Annotated in this window: 17 protein-coding genes and 1 tRNA gene; 15 read left to right on the top strand and 3 right to left on the bottom strand. The window is 45.0% G+C overall.

Annotated elements, in window-relative coordinates:
- Positions 1-379: 379 nt before the first annotated feature.
- A complete protein-coding gene (locus MHH46_RS25680; RefSeq protein WP_405132530.1) occupies positions 380-637 on the bottom strand; it encodes a hypothetical protein in 258 nt (85 codons plus the stop codon).
- A 49-nt stretch (positions 638-686) separates the two neighbouring features.
- Complete coding sequence (locus tag MHH46_RS25675) at positions 687-911, bottom strand: hypothetical protein (protein ID WP_143762785.1); 225 nt, start codon at positions 909-911, stop codon at positions 687-689.
- A 309-nt stretch (positions 912-1,220) separates the two neighbouring features.
- On the opposite strand from MHH46_RS25675, the gene MHH46_RS25670 reads away from it, so the two are divergent.
- From MHH46_RS25670 to pstA, 4 genes are all read left to right on the top strand, one after another.
- Entirely contained in the window at positions 1,221-2,657 is a 1,437-nt protein-coding gene (locus tag MHH46_RS25670) for a stalk domain-containing protein (protein WP_076194533.1), read from the top strand.
- Positions 2,658-2,711: 54 nt separating this feature from the next.
- Positions 2,712-3,572, top strand: a complete 861-nt coding sequence (locus MHH46_RS25665; protein ID WP_038573065.1) for a phosphate ABC transporter substrate-binding protein — start codon at positions 2,712-2,714, stop codon at positions 3,570-3,572.
- Between the two features lie 82 nt (positions 3,573-3,654).
- Positions 3,655-4,602, top strand: coding sequence for a phosphate ABC transporter permease subunit PstC (gene pstC / locus MHH46_RS25660; RefSeq protein WP_076194530.1), 948 nt, complete (start codon positions 3,655-3,657; stop codon positions 4,600-4,602).
- A 50-nt stretch (positions 4,603-4,652) separates the two neighbouring features.
- Positions 4,653-5,480: a phosphate ABC transporter permease PstA gene (gene pstA / locus MHH46_RS25655; RefSeq protein ID WP_076194563.1), complete on the top strand. Its 828-nt coding sequence runs from the start codon at positions 4,653-4,655 to the stop codon at positions 5,478-5,480.
- Between the two features lie 936 nt (positions 5,481-6,416).
- Here the strand turns inward: pstA and MHH46_RS25650 are convergent.
- A tRNA-Arg gene (locus MHH46_RS25650) sits at positions 6,417-6,490 on the bottom strand.
- 279 nt (positions 6,491-6,769) lie between these two features.
- Here MHH46_RS25650 and MHH46_RS25645 point away from each other — a divergent pair.
- The 11 genes from MHH46_RS25645 (at position 6,770) to MHH46_RS25595 (ending at position 22,701) form a co-directional block, all read left to right on the top strand.
- Positions 6,770-7,615, top strand: a complete 846-nt coding sequence (locus MHH46_RS25645) for a hypothetical protein (protein ID WP_256717246.1) — start codon at positions 6,770-6,772, stop codon at positions 7,613-7,615.
- Positions 7,616-7,713: 98 nt separating this feature from the next.
- A complete protein-coding gene (tig, locus tag MHH46_RS25640; RefSeq protein ID WP_036685045.1) occupies positions 7,714-9,048 on the top strand; it encodes a trigger factor in 1,335 nt (444 codons plus the stop codon).
- A gap of 386 nt (positions 9,049-9,434) precedes the next feature.
- Positions 9,435-10,025 (top strand): ATP-dependent Clp endopeptidase proteolytic subunit ClpP, encoded by a 591-nt coding sequence (clpP, locus tag MHH46_RS25635; protein WP_076129430.1) that lies wholly within the window; start codon positions 9,435-9,437, stop codon positions 10,023-10,025.
- Between the two features lie 12 nt (positions 10,026-10,037).
- Positions 10,038-11,294 carry an ATP-dependent protease ATP-binding subunit ClpX gene (gene clpX, locus MHH46_RS25630; RefSeq protein WP_036685052.1) on the top strand — a complete coding sequence of 419 codons (1,257 nt, stop codon included), beginning with the start codon at positions 10,038-10,040 and terminating at the stop codon, positions 11,292-11,294.
- 112 nt (positions 11,295-11,406) lie between these two features.
- Positions 11,407-12,534, top strand: a complete 1,128-nt coding sequence (gene ispG, locus MHH46_RS25625; RefSeq protein WP_036685055.1) for a flavodoxin-dependent (E)-4-hydroxy-3-methylbut-2-enyl-diphosphate synthase — start codon at positions 11,407-11,409, stop codon at positions 12,532-12,534.
- Positions 12,535-12,735: 201 nt separating this feature from the next.
- Positions 12,736-13,407, top strand: a complete 672-nt coding sequence (locus MHH46_RS25620) for a BlaI/MecI/CopY family transcriptional regulator (protein ID WP_076194526.1) — start codon at positions 12,736-12,738, stop codon at positions 13,405-13,407.
- 1,291 nt (positions 13,408-14,698) lie between these two features.
- Entirely contained in the window at positions 14,699-16,408 is a 1,710-nt protein-coding gene (gene lonB, locus MHH46_RS25615) for an ATP-dependent protease LonB (RefSeq protein WP_038573063.1), read from the top strand.
- Positions 16,409-16,642: 234 nt separating this feature from the next.
- Positions 16,643-19,006, top strand: coding sequence for an endopeptidase La (gene lon, locus MHH46_RS25610; protein ID WP_076129428.1), 2,364 nt, complete (start codon positions 16,643-16,645; stop codon positions 19,004-19,006).
- Positions 19,007-19,018: 12 nt separating this feature from the next.
- On the top strand, positions 19,019-19,687 hold the full coding sequence (gene yihA / locus MHH46_RS25605; RefSeq protein ID WP_036685063.1) for a ribosome biogenesis GTP-binding protein YihA/YsxC: 669 nt from the start codon (positions 19,019-19,021) through the stop codon (positions 19,685-19,687).
- 104 nt (positions 19,688-19,791) lie between these two features.
- A complete protein-coding gene (locus MHH46_RS25600; protein WP_076137818.1) occupies positions 19,792-20,574 on the top strand; it encodes a tyrosine-protein phosphatase in 783 nt (260 codons plus the stop codon).
- A gap of 135 nt (positions 20,575-20,709) precedes the next feature.
- A complete protein-coding gene (locus MHH46_RS25595) occupies positions 20,710-22,701 on the top strand; it encodes an S-layer homology domain-containing protein (protein ID WP_076194523.1) in 1,992 nt (663 codons plus the stop codon).
- The last annotated feature ends 99 nt before the right edge of the window (positions 22,702-22,800 follow it).

The raw sequence follows: 22,800 nt of genomic DNA, 5'->3' as shown, positions 1-22,800 counted from the left end.
GCGTTAAACACTCTAAGTACATAATGAGTGAGTACTCACTCATTACTGTGCATCAAAAGTTAGGAATTGTAAACCATATATTTTATACAAAGGTATCCCACAGTATTAGCTTAATCCCGATTGACGTTTGTTAATTCAACATGTCCTTTTACTATGTATATAGATAGAGATGATCTGAATAAAAGGCAAAAGTGCCACTAAATAGCGCCAGTCCGCCTAAACTAGGTAATAGAAAGGCATAAATGCCCTTAAATGGCGTCGATCTACTTAAATCAGCTAAAAGAAAGGCATAAATGCCTCACAATAGCACGGGTTTACCTAAACCAGACAAAAGAAGGGCATAAATGCCACTAAATAGGCATGATTTAGATAAATCAAGCTAAAGAACGGTATAAATCCCGCACAATGAGCTCAATCCGACTGAAGTCAGTAAAAGAACGGTATAAATCCCGCACAATGAGCCCGATCCTACTAAAGTCAGTAAAAGAACGGTATAAATCCCGCACAATGAGCCCGATCCTACTAAAGTCAGTAAAAGAACGGTATAAATCCCGTACAATGTACCCAATCCCGCTAAAGTTAGCAAAAGAACGGTATAAATCCCGTACAGTGAGCCCAATCCCGCTAAAGTTAGCAAAAGAACGGTATAAATCCCGTACAATCAGCCGAATCTCATACGATGCCCCTTACGCAGAAAGCGCCCCAACAGACCAGTTAGTTTTTAAATCGTAAGCAGCAGCCACATAATTGATAGCAGACTCTCGCCAGTAACAAGCTTCCCCCACCCGCCAAGCGATCTCCGTAATACGCTCCCCACCCGCCCAAGCGACCACCGCAATATACTCCAAGTGCCCATCGACCTCCTCAACAAGCTTTCCCACGCGCCCAAGCGAACTCCACATATACTCCACCCGCCCACCTCATCAACAAGTTTCCTTCACGCCTACAATCTCAAATTAGTTCCTACGTCTCACCAAATCCCAAACAATTCTCCAACTAAATAAGGTAGCCACACCAAGCACCTTTTTACGAAAAGAGGCTGTTTTTGCTCTTTAGTTCATTTGGTTTAGAGCAAGAAAATTGTTAAATGAGCTAATATACCTGATTTTTTTAAAAAAAGAATACTAGTTAATATTTCCATTACATTCCTCTGCAACAGAATTGACAATTGTAGACGAAAATGACATTAGCAGTTACCTATACGAAAAGGGTGAATCTAATTGAAAAACAGTAAATGGATTAGCGCAACGTTGGCTTCAGCACTTCTTGCAACAGTAGGCGTTGGAAGTGCATCTGCAGCTAGCACCGGCAGTAATGTAAAATATGTAGCTACCAATCAAGTCGCTGCTGTTACAGCAGTTAAAGAAGGTACAACTACTTGGAATGTAAACGGAACGCCGATTGTGTTTAACACCATTAACAGCAGTGGTTACAAGCTTTACTCGCTGACTCAGGTAGCTGGTGAAATTGGGGCTAAGGTAGTACTGGGAACAAGCGGGTTTGAACTTAACGACAGCAAAGGACTACATAATGTGCAACTCAAAACAGGCTCAAAGAGCTATCAAGTAGATGGTAATTCCGAATCGTTCACAGTGGCTCCAGTGTTTTATAACGGTAAAACCTATGTAGAGCTGACTAAGTTAGTTATTGCATTAGGTGGAGAGCTGGACGCTGATGCTAGCACGATTTTGAGCTTTGCACGTCCGGAAGGATTGTTTGATACTTTGCACTGGACGGCAGCTGGTAACCTGATTGCGAACAAAAGTGATGCTGAAACTACTCAGCTTATCAAATTCAGTACAGAACCAGGTAACTATGAAGTGTTTTCGTCAAATGACAGTGCGGTGGACTTTGCAGTATCGCCGGATCAACAGTGGGGAGCTTTTAATGATGAGAAAGGTTTGCTGAATCTGATTAACTTGTCTAGCGGAGCTGTTAAAACACTAGGCACCGACAATAGCGTGAAGACAGATCTGGTTTGGTCCAAAGATGGGAAAAGCATTTATTTCATCCAAGGAGACAAGCAAGAAAAAATCGCTAAAATCTCAGTAGAGACTGGTGATGTTAAATCCGTTTTGGCTGACAAGGTTGAGAATAAATCCGAACTGCGCATTTCTGCTGACGAAAAAAGCGCCGTTTATATCGTTAATTTGACGGGTGTTGCAAAAAATGATGCAGACAGCACAGAAGATTCTCTTACGGTAGACTTTAGCTCGGCAGGAGAGCAGCTTTACAAGCTTGATCTGGCTACAAAAGATGCTAAACCAGCTGCATTAACAACCACAGCGGATAACAAGCTTTACCCAGAGATTTTGGCTGATGGAAATGTGGCATACCTGAGCGCAGATGCAGACGGCAATGCGAAGAATACCCTGAAGCTTGTAAAAGCGGACGCAACCAGCACTAATATTGCACTTGATATCGAAGTGAATTGGTCCACTGGCGTTAGCAATGGTTTGGTAGTGGCAGGTACTACGGCAGACGGAAGCACAGTGATCTATTCTATCGATGGTAGTGGTGCAAAGACCGAACTGTTCCGTACGACTGAAGATGTATCTGAAGTATCTGTATCTAAAGACGGAAGCAAGCTTGCGATTGTGAGCGGCGACAGCGTATGGGTTATCCAAGACGGTAAAGGGCTGCAACTGACTAAATAATTATTATTCCAAACATATTTTAACGGCCTAGAGCCGAGAGGAGAAAATAGTACAATGAAAATCTTCAAGAAATTAACAGTAACGGCTTTAACAGCCGTAATCGCGGTAACCGCATCTTTTGCAGGGATTGCAGCAGCAGCAGATTCACTTAGTGGCAAAATCACCGTTAACGGTTCAACCGCACTTCTTCCATTGACCTTGCAAGCGGCAAAAGAATTCCAAAAGCTGCACCCTAAAGTGAAAATCGCAGCATCTGGTAAAGGTTCTGTAACTGGACCACAAGCTGTGAAAAAAGGCATCGCTGATATCGGCGCTTGCGACTGGGATGCTAGCATCGACGTACCAGGCTTCAAAGCTTTTGACGGACAGGTAGCGAACAAAGTGGCTGTCATTCCTTTTGCAACGATCGTAAACAAAAATGTGGGTGTAGATAACCTTACAACAGAACAACTTAAAGGCATTTTCGCTGGCAAAATCACCAACTGGAAAGAAGTAGGCGGCGCAGATGCAGATATCGTTGTCATCACTCGCTCATTCGGTTCTGGTACCCGCGTTAACTATCAAGCTAAAGCCTTGGATGGCGGAGATATCGTTAAAAAAGCTAAGAACTACAAAGAAACAGGTTCATCCGGCGACATGAAAACAGCAGTAGGAACAACTCCTAACTCCATCGGTTATATCGACCTTGTTTATGTAAGTGGCGACGTAAAAGCAGTGAAACACAACGGTATCGCAGCTACTACAGACAACGTAATTAACGGTTCTTATAAGATTTGGGCTTATGGTTACTACATGACTAAAGGTCAACCTACTGGCGCAACTAAAGAATTTATCGAATACGTACAAAGCAAAAAGTTCCAACAAGGTTCTCTGAAAAAGCTTAAATTCATTCCGATCGCAGCAATGAAGGGTTAATAACATCTGAAGATCATATTGAACGGTAACAGCGGCCAGCCCCGATTTTGATACGGGGTTGGCCGCTTACAGGAGGGAAAGTATGGGGGCACCAGTCCACAACCTGGCAACTAAGGTTAAGGAGGGCGTTACAGAAGTTAGCGCCAACTCCAAACGTCACAGTAGACATATGTTTAGCAACCGATTATTCCGCTTTTATTTCTTATTCAGCATTCTTGCACTTTGCTTCGTGCTTGGACTTGTAATTCTATTTATCGGCAAAACGGCGCTGCTTCTGTTTGGTCATCTCTCGCCTGCGGACTTTTTCTTTTCTTTTAACTGGACGCCTGAAGAGGACTCCTTTGGGGCTGCTGCCTTCATTGTAAATACACTTTCACTGACGGCTTTGACCCTGCTGATCGCAGTACCTATTTCTGTGGGTATGGCCGTGCTCTGTGCGGAGATTGCTCCAAAGTGGATGAAGACCTTCATTCGCCCGGTGCTCGATTTGCTCGTTGGTATTCCTTCTATAGTATATGGTTATTTAGGCTTAACGGTATTACTTCCTTTTCTGCGTAGAGTTAGTGGGGAGAGCTTGGGCGATGGATTACTGGCTGCGGCCCTCGTGCTCGCATTAATGGTCCTGCCAACAATTTGCCGAATCAGTGATGATGCTATTGTCGCTGTTCCAAGCAAATATCGGGATGCTGCGTACGCTCTTGGATCTACCCGTTTGCAAGTTATTATGCGTGTTGTTTTGCCTGCTGCTAGCAGAGGAATTATCTCCGCGGTCATTCTCGGGATGACTCGTGCTGTGGGGGAGACAATGGCTGTAGTTATGGTTATCGGAAACACACCACAGTTGGCAAAAACCTTATTTACACCTGCCTCGGTCTTGACTAGTAACATCGTTATGCAAATCTCGAATGTAGAGTTTGAATCAACCTGGAATTATGCCCTACATATGATGGCCTTTCTTCTACTGGTGATTTCCTTTGTACTGATTCTGATCATCCGCGTGCTGGGTAGAAAAAGGAGGGATGCAGCGTGAACGGATTCGCAAGTACAAAGCATACAGCGCGTGCTCAGAGACGCAATAAGATGGCGACTATAGGGTTTTATACGCTTGGGGCTTTAGTTATGCTGCTAATCTTCTGGCTGCTCTTCACGATTCTTAGTAAAGGTCTGCCAGCGCTGCGGCCTGACTTCCTGATTAAACAGCCTGAAGAGATTGACGTAGGTGGCGGGATCGGTCCTGTACTTTTCAACTCTTTTTATATTTTGTTCATCTCGCTGCTTATTTCCGTCCCTATCGGTTTAGGTGCGGGGATTTATATGGCGGAGTATGCTCCGGATAATGCTTTTACAGGCGGCCTGCGTATATGTGTAGAAGCTCTCTCTTCGGTTCCTTCAATTGTATTTGGTATGCTTGGACTTGCGATATTTGCTGAATATTTTGGAATCGGCCTGACGATTCTTGGCGGTGGGGTAAGCTTGGCGCTTTTGAATCTGCCTATGCTTGCACGTGTGACGGAGGAAGCGGTTCGTGCTGTTCCTGGGGAGATGCGTGAAGCTGGATATGCACTGGGCATGACTAAATTCCATGTGATCCGCACAGTAGTTCTACCCGTTGCAATGTCAGCCATTGTTACTGGAATTTGTCTCGTTGCTGGGCGCGCCTTCGGGGAGTCTGCGGTTATTATCCTTACCGCTGGCCTCAGTACCTCGGGCGAAATGTGGGACTTTAATCTGTTCTCGCCGGGAGAAACCCTGGCAGTGCATCTATGGTATGTACAATCTGAAGCAATTGTAGAAGATGCGCGGCAAATCGCTGACAAATCAGCAGCCGTACTCGTATTTGTAGTTCTGTTTATTAACTTTGCCTTCCGTTTTCCGCTCTGGCTCGGAAATCGTCGCAAAGGGCGCTGATTCCGCTAATATAGGAAGACATGCATAAAAAACTGTCTCTCGGCGAGAAATCGCCGTGAACAGTTTTTTTATTCCCGATTAAATAAGCAAAGGTACTCTCATCCTTCGATAAAATTGCTAATGCGCGTGTCTTTTGAGTAATTGGATTGGCCACGCTTAGCTTATAAAAAACTGAAAAAATTCCCATATTTAAAAATCAGAAATGGGAATTTGAAGATTAATAGTCGATGAGTGGTGAGTGGTGAGTGGTGAGTACTGGTGATTAGAGTGGTTTTTAATTGCACTTTATACACTTATTTTTGATGGGGATAGGTTTGTTTGGGTTTAATTGTACTTTGTGCAGTTAAAAATGGTGAAAAGGACATTCTAGGAGTAAATCTGAGAATATAAGTGTATGAAATGCAATTAAAGCGAGTTTTGGAGGTAAAAGGGTACTTTTAGTTGCAGAAAATGCAATTAGATAGCATGTAGCGGCGTTTCTCCGGAAAAGCAGCCGTGATGTTCTAATGCGGCGGGGTATGATGTGGTATTGACTCATAGAAACTGATCATCGATTGCTAAGCTTCACAGAACCCTGAGCCCCAATGAGTTCTAAGTGTGACCAAGTCCGAGCGAGCATCAAAGGTTAAGCTCCATCGACTCATAGCCCGACGAGGCATGGGTTTTCACTGAATTCTAAGTTTCGAATGCTAAGCTCTATCGGATCCTGAGCTCCGACAAGGCTAAAGTTTTCATCAAGTTCTGAGCTTCGAATCCAAGCTCCATTAATCTCTGAAACTCAACTAATCCAGAGCGGCGAATTTTAAGCTCAGTCGTTCAGTCGTCTATTCGTCCCAGTGACTCCCTGAGCTCCGCCTATTCCTTCTCCTGAGCTCCGCCCAACCTCTCCCCTGAACACAGAAACAGCCTTCCCGAAGGAAGGCTGTTTCTATATGACGTCCCGGAAGGGATTCGAACCCCCGACCGTGCGCTTAGAAGGCGCATGCTCTATCCAGCTGAGCTACCGGGACATGGTTGCTGGCAGAAAAGCAAGCAGGAATTATCATATCATATGGGGTGTTTTTTTTCAAGCTGTTTTTTAAAAAGAGTACGGGGTATGCTATAATCTACAATTATTAAGTTTCGGAAGAAGCTTAAGGTATTAATAACTTTTATAATGGTTAGGATTCCATTCACATAAGTAGACATAAGGAGGTGCCCTCATTAAACATTCGGATTCCCCCGCCACCAAAGAGAATATCGTCCTGTTCCCCAAGACACTGGACTATTATCAAATCCAGCTGACGGTGATGCTGGAAAGTGAACGCTACGGGGAAGCGATGGAGCTGCTTCGTTTTTTGCTGCAGTGTCAAGGACAGGAAGAGCGAAATTACGAGGAATGGCGGTCCCTGCTGGAATGGCTCGAAACGGCATTTCCTTACGCGTCCCAGAATGGAGATGCGGAGGGAGCTGTTCACCCCGAAGACGAAGATTTAAGGGAAGAGGATATGGCCCGCTTTTTGGCCAAATCTAAAATGAACGAGGATACGGGGTATCCCAAAAAGCTGCTGCAGCGGGTGATGAACGAGCCTCTGTCTGAGGCGACAATACTTGCACTAGAGCAGCTATCCTATCTGGAAGGTGGCGGCGTTGACGAGGAGCTGACCACTTGGCTACAGGGGGATAATGTTCATCCACTGCTGCAATTTCGGACCTTGCAGACGCTTAAGCGGCGTGGGATGCAGGGAACAGTGAAGCTGATTCGCGGATATGAAAAGGTACTTGTAGAGATCGAGAGCGTGCCACTGCAGACGGAGGATTTTCCTCCGCAGGTGAGTCATGTGCTGGAGCGGGTAGCCGGGCAGGCTGAGGTGCATGAGCCTACGCTTTATTATTTTGCACAAGAGCTCTGGGGCCAGTTCATCATGTCGATTTATGGGTCGGATGAATATCGGAAATTGCTGGAAGGCGAAGACGTTTTGCTGGATATTTGGGCAGGAGCGTTGCACCAATTTGTTTCTGAGAGTTTAAACGGCTCCCGACAAGAGGAAGAGACACGTGGAATGTATGGCATCACAGACGGCATGCGCTTTCAATTTGAGGGAGCTTATCGTGCTCTCAAGGGTTTTGTAAAGACTTCTCTACTTGATAAATAAAGTAATGTTGTATATAATATAATGGTTATTCTGTGCGTGGATTGTATCATTATTTGAAGTAAACTTGTGAACCTATATTTTGGAGGGAAAAGTATAATATGAAAGCAACATGGGAAAAAATAGAGAAGAACCTTGGAGTTCTTGAAGTAGAAGTAGACGCAGAACGCGTAACAGCAGCACTTGATAAAGCTTTTAACAAAGTCGTTAAAAAAGCTAACGTACCAGGCTTCCGTAAAGGTAAAGTACCTCGGCCGATCTTTGAATCCCGTTTTGGTGTAGAAAGCTTGTACCAAGATGCAATCGACATTCTTCTTCCTGAAGCTTACGGTGAAGCAGTTGAACAAACTGACATCTTCCCTGTAGACCGTCCTGAAGTTGATATTGAGCAATTTGCTAAAGGTCAATCCTTTATCTTCAAAGCGAAGATCACGGTTAAACCTGAAGTGAAGCTCGGCGATTACAAAGGTCTGGAAGTTCCAGTACAAAAAGCTGAAGTGACTGAAGAAGAGTTGAGTGCTGAACTTGCTCGTCTGCAAGAACGTCATGCTGAGCTTGTAGTAGTTGAAGAAGAAGCAGCAGCTAACGGCGACATCGCTGTAATCGATTTTGACGGATATGTTGATGATGTACCGTTTGAAGGCGGAAAAGCTGAACGTCACTCTCTTGAGCTTGGCAGCAACTCCTTCATTCCAGGATTCGAAGAGCAAGTGGTAGGAATGGCTACTGGAGATTTCAAAGATGTTGAAGTTACTTTCCCTGATGAATACCATGCAGAGAACCTTGCGGGTAAAAAAGCAGTATTCAAAGTGAAGCTGCACGAAATCAAACGCAAACAACTTCCTGCATTGGATGATGAGTTCGCTAAAGATGTAAGTGAATTCGAAACTTTGGATGAGTACAAAGCAGATTTGAAGGCTCAGCTCGAATCCCGTAAAGAGGAAGAACTGAAAGGCCTTCGTGAGAATGCAGTTGTTGATAAAGCAGCAGCTAACGCTGAAGTTGAAATCCCTGAAGCTATGATCAACAGTGAAGTTGAGAATATGGTTCGTGACTTCGACACTCGTCTTCGTCAACAAGGTATGAACATGGATATGTTCCTTAGCTTCTCCGGCCAAACTCGTGAAGACTTGCAGAACCAAATGAAAGGCGATGCTGAAAAACGCGTTCGCAACAACCTGGTATTGGAAGTTATCGCAAAACAAGAGAACATTGAAGTTTCCGAAGAAGAAGTTAACGAAGAGTTGGCTACTATGGCTGAAGCTTACAAACGTACTCCAGAAGAAATCCGCAGCATCTTGGCAGCTAACGGTTCACTGGGCAGCTTGAGCGAAGAGCTTTCGTTGCGTAAAACCATTGATTTCCTTGTTAGCAATAGTGTAGAAGTTGAAGCAGTAGAAGAAGCACCAGCTGCTGAAGACACTAAAGCTGAGTAGGATATTTTAAAATTATAAGAAGGTATAAGTTTCACTTTATACTTTATTCTTATAATTCTCGCATAAACGCTTACCGTCCTTAAAAGGACGCCGAAGGCGTTTTAGCTTGACACTACCTAGAACGGCCAAGTTACACGGCCTCCATACAGATATGATAAGGCACGTAAGTTTCGTTACGTGCCTTATTTTTATCCTCGGCCGCAAATATATGTGACTACATAGGTATCCGTATGAACGTATGGCAATAAGGTAATAGGGGCGGTAACGTCACAATTCACAAGCAGCGGACTGTCCACTGTAGTGAAAAAATGACATCGCGCCGTGAACGTGTTAAAATATTTCTGAAACGATAAGACTAATCTGTACAGAGAAAAGAGGTTGGTGGCATGAGTCTGGTACCAATGGTTGTGGAATCAACAAGTCGTGGAGAACGTTCGTACGATATCTATTCCAGATTGCTCAAGGATCGCATCATTTTCTTAAGCAGTGCGATTGACGATGATGTCGCCAATCTGGTTATTGCTCAATTGCTGTTTTTGGCAGCAGATGATCCCGAGAAGGACATTCACTTGTACCTCAACTCACCCGGTGGTTCAGTAACAGCCGGCATGGGTATATACGATACGATGCAATATATCAAACCGGATGTTTCAACCATTTGTGTAGGGATGGCAGCAAGCATGGGATCGCTCCTTCTAACAGCTGGGGCTCCGGGCAAAAGATATGCGCTGACCAACAGCGAAGTTATGATTCATCAACCGCTCGGCGGTGTTCAAGGTCAAGCGTCTGATATTTGGATTCACACTGACTGGATCCTCAAGACGAGACAGAAGCTGAATCAAATTTATGTAGATCGCACAGGTCAGCCCCTTGAAAAAATCGAACGGGACACAGACCGCGATAACTTCATGAGCGCGGAAGAAGCCAAGGAATATGGGCTTATTGACCAGGTTCTTTCTTCACCGATGAAATCTTAAAGGGGTGGTTAGATGTTTAAATTTAATGATGAAAAAGGGCAATTGAAATGTTCTTTTTGCGGTAAATCACAAGAGCAGGTTCGTAAGCTTGTAGCAGGACCGGGCGTTTATATATGTGACGAATGTATCGAGCTTTGCACGGAAATTGTGGAAGAAGAGCTCGGTCATGAGGAAGAGCTTGATCTGAAGGATATTCCAAAACCAAAGGAAATTCGTGATATTTTGGATCAATATGTAATCGGTCAAGAGCAAGCGAAGAAATCTCTTTCTGTAGCGGTTTATAACCACTACAAGCGCGTGAACAGCCAAAGCAAGATCGAAGATGTTGAGCTGACGAAGAGTAATATCCTTTTGCTCGGTCCAACAGGTTCTGGTAAAACCTTGTTAGCACAAACGATGGCGAAGATTATCAACGTTCCTTTTGCTATTGCAGACGCTACTTCCTTAACGGAAGCTGGTTATGTTGGCGAGGATGTTGAGAACATTCTGCTCAAACTCATTCAAGCTGCAGATTACGATGTGGAGAAAGCCGAACGCGGCATTATCTATATTGATGAAATTGATAAAGTAGCACGTAAATCCGAGAATCCGTCCATTACTCGTGACGTTTCCGGCGAAGGTGTACAGCAAGCGCTTCTGAAGATTCTGGAAGGAACTGTTGCTTCTGTGCCTCCGCAGGGCGGACGTAAGCATCCTCACCAGGAGTTTATTCAGATCGACACGACGAACATCCTGTTCATCGTTGGCGGTGCCTTTGACGGTCTGGAGCAAATGATTAAACGCCGTATCGGTAAAAAAATCATTGGCTTCAACGCAGCAGTTGAAGGACAAAAGGATCTTAAGCCTGGCGAATATTTGTCGATGGTATTGCCTGAAGATTTACTCAAATTCGGTCTTATTCCTGAATTTGTAGGCCGTCTGCCAGTCATCTCGACTTTGGAGCCGCTTGATGAGAATACGCTTGTACGTATCCTTTCCGAGCCTAAAAATGCACTCACTAAACAATATATCAAGCTGCTGGAAATGGACAACGTAGCGTTGAAGTTCGAACCATTGGCACTCGAAGCAATTGCCAAGGAAGCGATCAAACGTAATACGGGAGCCCGTGGACTGCGCGCGATTATTGAGAGCATCATGCTCGATGTGATGTATGAAGTTCCTTCACGCGATGATATTAAGGATTGTGTGATCACGGAACAGGTCGTTCAGGAGAAAGCTTTGCCTGAGCTCAACCTTAAGAAAGACAAGAAGAAAGAGGAAAGCGCGTAAGCCGCTTTTCCTTAACAATACATGTCAGAGTCTCCACCTTTCTTCCGCTTATCCCGCTTCACATTAGCGGGAGCGAAGGGGTGGAGCTTTGGCGTTATGGGGGAGAAAAATCATGTTCTTGAGACACCAAACCCGTCCTGTCAATGTTGGCGGGCTCATTATTGGGGGAAACAACGAGGTTGCGATTCAAAGCATGTGTACAACCAAAACCGCTGATGTGGAGGCTACTGTAGCTGAAATATTGCGGCTTGAGGAAGCAGGCTGCCAGCTAGTACGCGTAACTGTCAACAATGAAGAGGCGGCTGCCGCAATCAAGGAGATCAAGAAACAGATTCATATCCCACTCGTAGCGGATATTCATTTCAACTATAAGCTAGCGTTGATGGCTATCGAGAACGGCATCGATAAGGTACGGATTAATCCGGGGAACATTGGTCGTCGCGAAAAGGTAGAAGCGGTAGTTAAAGCATGTAAAGAAAAAGGAATTCCGATTCGGATTGGTGTAAACGCCGGTTCTTTGGAGAATCACCTTTTGGAGAAATACGGATACCCAACCCCAGAAGCTATGGTAGAAAGTGCGTTATACCATATTGGGATTCTAGAGGAACTGGATTTCCACGACATTATCGTCTCTCTAAAAGCATCCGATGTGCCAATGGCCATCGAAGCTTACCGTCAGGCTGCGGAAGTTATCCCTTATCCACTGCACTTGGGGATTACAGAATCTGGCACATTGTTTGCTGGTACAGTGAAGAGCTCCGCAGGTATTGGTGCACTGCTCTCTATGGGCATCGGCAGCACACTGCGTATCTCGCTTAGTGCCGATCCGGTTGAAGAGGTTAAGGTGGCGCGTGAGTTGCTGAAGACGTTTGGTCTGATCTCTAACGCGGCGACGCTGATCTCTTGTCCGACTTGCGGACGGCTGGATATCGATCTTTTCTCCATCGCTAATGAGGTGGAAGAATACATTTCGAAGCTTAAGGTGCCTATTAAAGTTTCCGTCCTTGGCTGTGCTGTTAACGGTCCTGGTGAAGCACGTGAAGCAGATATCGGTATTGCTGGCGCTCGTGGGGAAGGTTTGCTTTTCCGCTACGGACAAATGATCCGTAAAGTGCCTGAAGCAGAACTCGTGAACGAGCTGAAAAAGGAAATTGATGCGATCGTGGTGGCTTACGAGGCAACGGGCGAAATCCCAGGCCGCGCCCACGCTAACCTTGCACCTCCGGTGCAATCGAAGTAACTTGGTCTGAATGGTATTTATAAGAATTTTCAATCTCATAATATTATAAACACTTCTTAGCATCGTATAGTAATTTTGGGCGACGTTAGGTAAGTAGTGATCTAAGTGGCGAAGAACGTCCTGTGCAGTTCCGGTATATCCGGGGCTCATGGGGCTTTTTTTTTGCGTTTATTTCTATTTTGGAGGAAGGGATGAGTAAACATGAACTATGAACAAGCCCATGAAAAATTTATTGCGCATCATCTTGCAAGCAGAACGGGCGAACGGCGGGGGAGGCTGGAAAGAGGTCATGGCCACGCCGAAAAATTATTTTTGCAGAATGTCTGGTGGCCGCTTTGTGGTGATTTCAATGATCTTCATCCGGAGTATGAGGTGCTGGATTTACAAAGACGAGCTTATTTTGCTGATTTTGCTTTTTTGCCGGGGCCGATCAAGCTTTTGTTTGAGATCAAAGGGTATGCAGCTCATGTAAGAGACATGGATAGGCTGAAGTATTGTAATGAGCTAAATCGTGAAACTTTTCTGTACGGAATGGGTTATCAAGTACTTTCATTTGCCTATGATGATGTTGAACAGCGCCCTGAGTTATGTGTTACACTGCTGCGTTTGGCGCTAAGCCGCTACCAAATTGTAGATGCACCGCGTGGCAGACTGCTAATCGCTGAGAAGGAAATCATGCGTTTAGTGGTGCGTCAAGCTGGGGTGATACGCCCTAAAGAAGTCGCTGATTATTTCACGCTAGATCCCAAAACAGTACGCATGATGCTAAAGAATCTCTGTGAAAAAGGCTGGCTTACCCCTGTGAAGAGGGGAATCGGCGTCAAAAATGTTGAGTATAAGCTGGCTCGTGATGTTCTTTTTTACTGGGATTGATATTTGTAAAGGCTGGTGGCTGGTGGCTGATGGAGGCTATATTATTGAAGTAGTTTATGTAGAGTAATTATAGAGTAATTAATATAACAGTTTAGATGTAATTGATGTATCTGGTGAAACTTATGGAGTTGGTGGTGCTATTGTAGCTGATGTAACTGGTGTAGATGACGTAGCTAATGTTTTGAAGTGGATAAAGTTGTAAAAGTGGTTGATGGAGCAGGTGTAGCAGAAGTGGTTTGATGGGGCTGATCATATAGGCGTAACAATGTTGGCCATGACTTTTGCTGAAGGCGGAAATTTGAAAAGAAGGTATGTGAAGGAGCTCGATGTGAAGTCCGTTATGAAGTAAAACGCAACAATTAGGGAAATCCTCCCTGAAATAAGCGAGATATGGCTCAAAATCAAGCTTATTAGGGAAAAACTCCCTAATAAAAGGAGCATTTCTCCCATTTATGTGTGATTCGTCCAATAATCAGGGGGGATTTCCCTAATTGGCAGCTTTGAGGTCGTGAATCACTGATAAATAGGGAGGATTTCCCTAATTATTTGGCTGGGTACCAATGATACTTAGATTTTTGTACTGAATAGGATGTTTCTAAGAACATAGGAGATACAAACGGATATGTTCAGCAAATTAAGTTAAGTCTGCATCTTAGAGGTAAACTGACGTAACTTCTAGAAGTAACCCACCGTCCCTAGCTAACTCAACTTCTAAAAGAAGCTCACCGTGCCCAGCTGACTTAGCCTCTAGAAGTAGCTCACCGTCCCCAGCTAACTCAGCTTCTAAAAGTACCTCCTCGAACTCAACAAAATAAACGTCTACAGGAAACTCCAGACGCCCTTACCCTTTGCGCTACGCACAACTAGGTTCCTTACCCCCACGTAGCACCGATCACGATACTCAGTTACTAAGTATGACGATTCCCCTTAACACCACAGTTACTCAAATTCCCTTTCCACTAATCTCTCCCTCATTTCTCCGCATTCCTCCTTCATTCCTCTTCATCTCTTCATCCCTCCTTTACTTCCGCACTCCTCCTCACTCCTCCGCATTCCTTCCTCTCCAACTTCCTCTCCAACCTCCTCAACAATCTCCTTTTTTTAAAATTATCTAAGCTACATTCGTACTCCCCATACTCATTAATGCCCTTATAGTTAATTATCAGAGTCTATCCTACTGCAACAATTCAACAAATCCTCAAATTCGCGTTTACTAATTACCGAAACGGCTATACTACCTAATAGTAGCCAAGGGTGGAAAGGTAGACTGAACGAAACAGGAGGATGACCTATGGAATTAAGTATAGTTGTGATGATCGTGCAGCTCTTTTTCGCGCTGGTTATCGGCGTATACTTTTGGAATCTGCTGCGGGGTCAGAAGACAAATAAGACAGCGGTGGAACGAGAGTCGCGCAAGGAACTAGACAAGTTACGGAAAATGCGGATGATTACATTAACTAAACCATTGTCGGAGAAAACACGTCCGGCTTCTATTGGAGATATTGTCGGGCAAAAAGATGGGCTGCGCGCCCTGAAAGCCGCACTTTGCAGCGCTAATCCGCAGCATGTGATTATTTATGGTCCGCCGGGAGTGGGCAAGACTGCGGCAGCGCGTGTTGTCATGGAAGAGGCGAAAAAGAATGTGCTTTCTCCTTTTAAAAGTGACGCTAAATTCACAGAGATTGACGCCACTACCGCTCGTTTTGATGAGCGTGGTATTGCTGACCCGTTGATCGGCTCTGTGCATGATCCTATTTATCAAGGTGCAGGGGCCATGGGTGTGGCGGGTGTGCCACAGCCGAAACCGGGCGCGGTCACTAAGGCGCATGGCGGGATTCTTTTTCTGGATGAGATAGGAGAGCTTCACCCTATTCAGATGAATAAGCTGCTTAAAGTGCTTGAAGACCGGAAGGTCCTGCTAGAGAGCGCTTATTATAATTCGGAGGATAATAATACTCCGGCTTATATTCATGATATTTTTCAAAATGGATTGCCTGCTGATTTCCGGCTAGTTGGCGCTACTACGCGCTCTCCGGATGAGATTTCACCTGCGCTGCGTTCGCGCTGCATGGAGATTTATTTCCGCCCGCTGCTGCCGGATGAGATTGCCGTCATCGCGCGTGACGCGATACAGAAAATTGGGCTTAAACCAAGTCCGGAAGCAGTCACTGTGGTGCAACAGTATGCAACCAACGGCCGGGAGGCAGTTAACATGATCCAGCTGGCTGCTGGGTTAGCTTTAACTGAGCAGAGAGATACACTAAATGCTGCTGATGTGGAATGGGTGGCAGGCAGCAGCCAGCTTCCGCTGCGTACGGAACGCAAGATTCCTTCGGCACCACAGATTGGATTAGTGAACGGTCTTGCTGTGTATGGACCGGGTATGGGGACTTTGCTCGAAATCGAAGTTTCCGCAGCGCCTGCTGTGAACGGCCAAGGCAGATTGAACGTGACAGGTGTGGTGGATGAAGAAGAGATCGGTGGAGGCTCCCGCACAATTCGGCGAAAAAGTATGGCAAAGGGCTCAGTTGAGAATGTATTGACCGTACTGCGTACGATGAATCTGGAGCCCGATCGTTATGATCTACATGTGAATTTCCCAGGGGGTACACCGATTGACGGACCTTCTGCTGGAGTAGCGATGGCAGTAGCAATTGTCTCTGCTATTCGTGGACTTCCCGTGGATAACACGGTAGCGATCACAGGCGAGATAGGCATTCATGGTCGAGTTAAGCCAGTGGGTGGAGTAATTGCCAAAGTAGAAGCTGCTTTTCAAGCTGGAGCCACTACAGTGCTTATTCCAAAAGAAAACTGGCAGTCGCTCTTCGCTGACCTCGCACCATTACGCGTAATTCCAATGGAAACAGTAGAAGAGGTGTTCCGTCATCTGTTCGGTGCCGATACAGCTGATGTAAGGCTGCCTGCAGTTGCTGGAGAGCTGTTCTCCGCTGCACCTTCACTCCTAAAGGCCGATGCGGCTGGTGAATCTGCAAAGGGTTAAACTAAATTGATCTCTAATTCGAAGAATAAGGTGAGATTTGTCGCTGTAAAATAAAGGAGGCTGCAGGCAATTCTGCTGCTTCCTTTTTAAATGCTACAAGAAACGTTGTATCTATTTATGGAAAAGCAAGTCGGTTCTTCTTGAAATCTAAGGACTCTGTTGGTGTTTTGGGGCTGCTTTTGTTAGAATGAATGCATATGAGATTAATTGAGAGCCATGGGAGGTGCGAAAGCGATGATGACAAATAAAACAAAAGGTCGTCGTTTTCCTTTATTGCCGCTAAGAGGGCTTCTTGTGTACCCAAGCATGGTTCTTCACTTGGATGTGGGCCGTGAGAAGTCAGTTCGGGCGCTAGAGAAAGCTATGGTTGAAGATAATTTGATTCTTCTTTGTTCCCAGTCGGAAGTGAATATTGAAGAGCCAGGTCAGGACGATATTTTTCGGGTCGGTACTGTCGCCAATGTGCGGCAAATGCTGAAGCTTCCAAACGGTACGATACGTGTACTGGTTGAAGGTGTAGAACGGGCCGAAATTATTAATTATATCGATAATGATGAGTACTATGAGGTTATGGCGCGTGAGCTGCCGGAAGATGAAGATAGCGATCAAGAATGTGACGCGCTGATGCGTACAGTACTCAATCAGTTCGAACACTATATTACGTTATCCAAAAAAGTGACCCCAGAGACCCTCGCTGCTGTATCCGATATAGAAGAGCCTGGTCGACTTGCGGATGTCATTACGAGTCATTTATCGCTAAAGATTAAGGATAAGCAAGAAATTCTCGAGACGATTGATGTCAGTAAACGGCTGGAGAAGCTTCTTGATATTCTTAATAATGAGCGTGAAGTGCTGGAGCTTGAACGTAAGATCAATCAACGTGTCAAAAAGCAGATGGAAAAGACGCAGAAGGAATATTATTTGCGTGAGCAAATGAAAGCGATCCAGAAAGAACTCGGCGAGAAGGAAGGCCGGGTAGGAGAAGCGGAAGAGCTGCGGACGCTAATGGAAGAGAAAAATGTTCCAGAACGTGTGAAAGAAAAGATGGAGAAAGAAATCGATCGGCTGGAAAAAATGCCAGTCAGCTCTGCGGAAGGCGGCGTTATTCGCAACTATGTAGATTGGCTGCTCAGTCTCCCTTGGAGTGAACAGACAGAGGATGATCTTGACATCAAAAAGGCCGAGCAGGTACTTGATGAGGATCACTACGGTTTGGAAAAACCGAAGGAACGGGTATTGGAATATTTGGCCGTTCAGCAGCTGGTTAAGAAGCTTAAGGGTCCGATTTTATGTCTTGTAGGTCCTCCAGGGGTGGGGAAAACCTCACTGGCTCGTTCCATCGCCCGTTCGCTCAATCGCAAGTTCGTCCGTATCTCGTTAGGCGGTGTACGTGATGAGGCGGAGATTCGAGGTCATCGCCGGACTTATGTAGGTGCGATGCCGGGCCGGATTATCCAAGGCATGAAGACGGCGGGTACGATTAATCCGGTTATCCTATTGGATGAAATCGATAAGATGGCTGCGGATTTCCGTGGAGATCCATCTTCAGCGCTGCTTGAGGTGTTGGATCCAGAACAAAACAACACGTTTAGTGATCATTTTGTAGAGCTGCCGTTCGACTTGTCGAACGTAATGTTTGTAACAACAGCGAACGTAGTGCATAATATTCCGCGTCCTTTGCTGGATCGGATGGAAATGCTGTTCATTCCAGGTTATACGGAACTGGAGAAACTGCAAATCGGCAGCCGTTATCTATTGCCTAAGCAGAAGAAAAACCACGGTCTTGCAGAAGATCAACTGATTATCGAAGACGATAGCTTATTACGCATTGTCCGCGAATATACCCGTGAATCCGGTGTTCGTAATTTGGAACAGCAGATTGCAGCATTATGCCGCAAAGCTGCGAAACAAATCGTGTCTGAGGAAAAAGAGAAAGTGGTCATTCTTCCTGACGACATCAAGGATTATCTTGGGGCTTCTAAATATCGTTACGGTATGGCCGAGCTTGAAGATCAGATCGGTACGGTCACTGGGCTGGCTTGGACTGAGGTTGGCGGCGATACATTGCTGATCGAAGTTACGGTTGTGCAGGGAACAGGTAAACTAACCCTCACCGGACAGCTTGGCGATGTAATGAAGGAGTCGGCACAGGCCGCATTCAGCTATACTCGTTCGAAGGCGGAGGAGCTGGGGCTCCAGCCCGATTTTTATGAGAAGATTGATATTCATATCCATATTCCGGAAGGTGCAATTCCGAAGGACGGTCCGTCTGCAGGGATTACGATTGCAACCGCATTGATCTCCGCGCTCACGAAACGTTATGTTTCGAAGGATGTGGCGATGACAGGGGAAATCACCTTGCGGGGACGTGTACTGCCAATTGGTGGATTGAAAGAGAAATCCCTTGCGGCTCACCGAGCTGGATATAAAAAGATCCTTCTTCCCAAAGACAATGAACGGGATTTGAAAGATATTCCTGAGAGCGTACGTAATGATGTTGAGTTCGTACCGGTATCTAATATGGATCAGGTCTTGCATCATGCGTTAGTTGAGCATCATAATGAAATTAGCAGTGAGCCACCGAGTAGTGTGCATTAGAAAGGAAGTCCTATGAAAGTTAATATTGCCGAATTTATTATCAGTGCCGTTGGCCCTGATCAGTACCCTGATGATTCCTTGCCAGAGGTTGCTCTGGCAGGGCGTTCCAATGTGGGGAAGTCTTCCCTCATTAACCGAATGATTAACCGTAAGAATCTGGCTCGGACAAGCTCCACGCCTGGTAAGACACAACACATGAACTATTACCGTATCAATGAAGACAGCATGTATTTTGTTGACTTTCCAGGTTACGGGTATGCCAAGGTTTCCAAGACGCAACGCGCGGTATGGGGTAAAATGGTTGAAAAATACCTCTCTGAGCGCGATACGTTGAAGCTTGTTCTGCTTATTGTGGACCTGCGGCATTCGCCTACCAGCAATGATAAGATGATGTTCGACTGGTTGAAGCATTATGATCTTCCTATGTGCGTTGTAGCGACCAAAGCGGATAAAATTCCTAAGACACGCTGGCAAAAGCATATCAAGACCATGAAGCAGGAGCTGGGCGTGCTGCCAGGGGATAATTTTATTCCATTCTCCTCGGAAATTGGTCTCGGCAAAGACGAGCTTTGGGGCTTAATCGATGGGTATATTCGCCCTTCTGAGAATGAATCTCCGGATTCAGAGGATGCTGAAATGATAGCAAATGAATCTCAGCAAGAGGAGTCAACCGAAGCGTAAGATATGAACTCATTTACAATCAAGCAACCATTCCTGGTGGGAATGGTTGTATTTTTTTGTTGATAAAACTAAAATTTCTATGGAAAAGGACCGATAGATAACATATGATAGATATTCATTGCCACATCTTACCCTTTTTGGATGACGGAGCCTCTGATTGGGAAGCTGCTCTTGCCATGGCGCAAGACGCCCACAGAGAAGGGATTACTTCAGTCATCGCCACGCCACATCATGCCAACGGTCAATATATGAATAATGCCCCCAAGATTAAAGAAGCTGTGGAGATGATGAATGAGAGACTTCGTCAGGCTGGTAATCCACTGCTTGTTCTTCCAGGTCAAGAGATCCGTATCTACGGTGAACTTCTGAATGATCTGGAGCGGGGGGAACTGCTGAGTCTTGCAGATTCGCGGTATATTTTACTGGAAATGCCTTCTTCACGAGTACCACGTAACATGGAAGAAATCTGCCACGAGCTGATCATTCAAGGGTTCGTTCCGGTCATCGCCCATCCGGAGCGCAATGCTGAAATAGCTGCTGATCCTTCTAAACTAGAGAGACTGATAGAGCTAGGATCACTTGGGCAGGTAACCGCACAGAGTCTTGCAGGCGTTTTCGGGAATAAGCTACAGAAATTGTCGCTGGAGCTATGCCGTAGAAATGCAGTACATGTGTTGGCCTCTGATGCACATGACAGTGTTCATCGTCCTTTTGGATTAAACGCTGCTTATGTGGTTATGGAGAAAGAATTAGGCCCTGAGATGCGTGACTATGTTCGCGGCAATGCTCAGCAAATTATGACCAATGGCGAGGTTATTCATGGAAAACACGTACAAACAAGGGGAAACCGACAAAAATTGTTTGGATTTTTTTTCCGAAAGGGCTGACTAATCTACCTAATAGTGGTAGAATGGGTTTTATTGGGTGATTTAATGCTATACGTAATAGCGTAGCATTTGGGCGAATTGTTCTAGGTCTATGGTAGTACAGTATTTTAATACATAAGAAGAGGTGGATATTTAGTGACTTTGAAAAAGAAACTAGTAGTATCAACATTAGCAGCAAGTATGGTAGCAGCATCCGTAGCGGGTCTTCCGTTGGGAAGCCTTGTAGCAGTAGGCACAGCATCTGCGGCTACAGTTAGTAGCAGTACAGCAGTTAAGGATAAGGTTCTTGCTGTTTACAAACAATTGACCGCAACAGATGCAGTTTATCTCTACAATTTGAAGACTGAGGTTGCAGCACTGAATGAGAAAGAATTTACAGAAATTTTTGCTCCAGTACTGAACAAGCTTTCACTGGATGGAGAAGAAACAAAAACATCACTTAAATTGTTCCAAAGCGTTACTAGTGTAGTCTACGATGTCTATGGAAATGACTTCTCCGGAATCCAAGTGATCCGTAACGATGACAAAAACATTGCTTTGGTAAGCAAAATTGCAGCTAAAGCGGGTGTGTCTGGACTTACTGTTGATAGTGTTGCTGAATTCTTGAGCAGTATTGAAACAGAACTTCGTGATCTGGTAAGCAGCAAGTCAACTTCAGATTTGTTGGCAATTCTCACATCCGAATCTGGTTACGATACTTTGCTGAATGAAGCTATTGCGAAAGTATTGAGCCATACAACAGGAACAGGAGCACTCACAGTAAGTCAAGCGTTGGACAAGCTTGGAGTTACTGCTAGTGATGTGAAAGAAACACTGAAAAACCTGAACAATAATATTAAATCCGCGAAACCTGCGGCGAAATCACTTGCATTTGCTTATATTAAAGCCTACGGATTAGGCGATAATGGCAACGGTAATGGCAACGGCAACGGTAATGGTAGTAGTGGAAGCGGAAATGGAAGTGTTACAACGCCTGTAGCTCCTGTTCAAACTCCAGGAATCTATGACGTATCTAAGCTCGTAAGCATTGTTGACGGTAAAGCAACCTTGAAATTGGTTGATGCTGATGTAATTAAGGAATTTGATAAACTGGTTGCAGCGAACCCTGGTAAAACTGGTCTTACTTTGACCCTGAATCTGGGAACAGTAAACGCTACTACAGTTGAAGTTCCACTTTCCCAAGCCATTATTGAAGCTGCAAAAGCTAAAGGTATTGCGAATATCGCCGTTACTTTCAACGGTGTAACTGTAACGATTCCTGTAAGCCAATTCAGCACAGCGATTTCATTGACAGTAACTACAGCTAAACCAGAAGTTGTAACTTCCGTTACCAAGCTGAAATTGGCTTCGGATGTGTACGAATTCACACTTAGTGTGAACGGTGTAGTACAAAGCACATTTAAACAACCAATTACTATCAAACTGCCACTTAAGAATACTGATGGTCTTGATAAAGAATTGCTTTCCGTTGGTAAGCTTGTATACGGCGACCTGCAATTCCAAGGTGGAGTTCTTGATGGAGATTTCATCGTAGAACCACGTGATACATTCTCTTCTTACGCAGTACTTGAGAATAAAGTCTCCTTTAATGATATTGCTGCTGTACAAGCATGGGCTGGTAGACAAATTCAAGTCGTAGCTGCTAAAGGTGCAATTGAAGGAGTCGGAGCAGGTAAATTTGCACCGAAGAGCAACGTAACTCGTGCTGAGTTCTCCAAAATGTTGATTCGTGCGCTTAACCTGGAAAACAACTCTGCTGTACAAAGCTTTAGCGATGTAAGTTCAACTGCTTGGTATGCACCATATGTAGCAGTTGCAGCAGAAAAAGGGATTATTACTGGACGCAGTGCGGCCAAATTTGATCCTAATGCAACTATTACACGTGCAGAAATGGCAACAATGATCTCCCGTGCGTTGAAATCTATCAATCCTGATGCAAAAACAGATTCTACTGCAATCAGTAAATTCTCTGATGCTGCTAAGATCAGCGCATCCCTAAGAGATGGCGTAGCATTTGCAGCAAGCCACAACCTGGTTATCGGAAATGCTGGTAAGTTCAACCCGAACGATACAGCTACCCGTGCTGAAGCAGCAGTAATTATCTACCGTACTATTAACTTCAAGTAAATAAAACTTATAGTATACAGCCTCCTCTCATGTAGGTGAGAGGAGGCGATTTTTTTGCAAATAGGGAAGATTTGAACAGGCATCGAAATATTTCAGAAA

Origin of the sequence: Paenibacillus sp. FSL H8-0175, from assembly GCF_045040615.1 — a bacterium.
GTDB classification, from domain to species: Bacteria; Bacillota; Bacilli; order Paenibacillales; family Paenibacillaceae; genus Paenibacillus_AQ; species Paenibacillus_AQ odorifer.
Note: the sequence above shows the minus strand (reverse complement) of the source record. Positions and strands in the feature narration are given on the sequence as shown.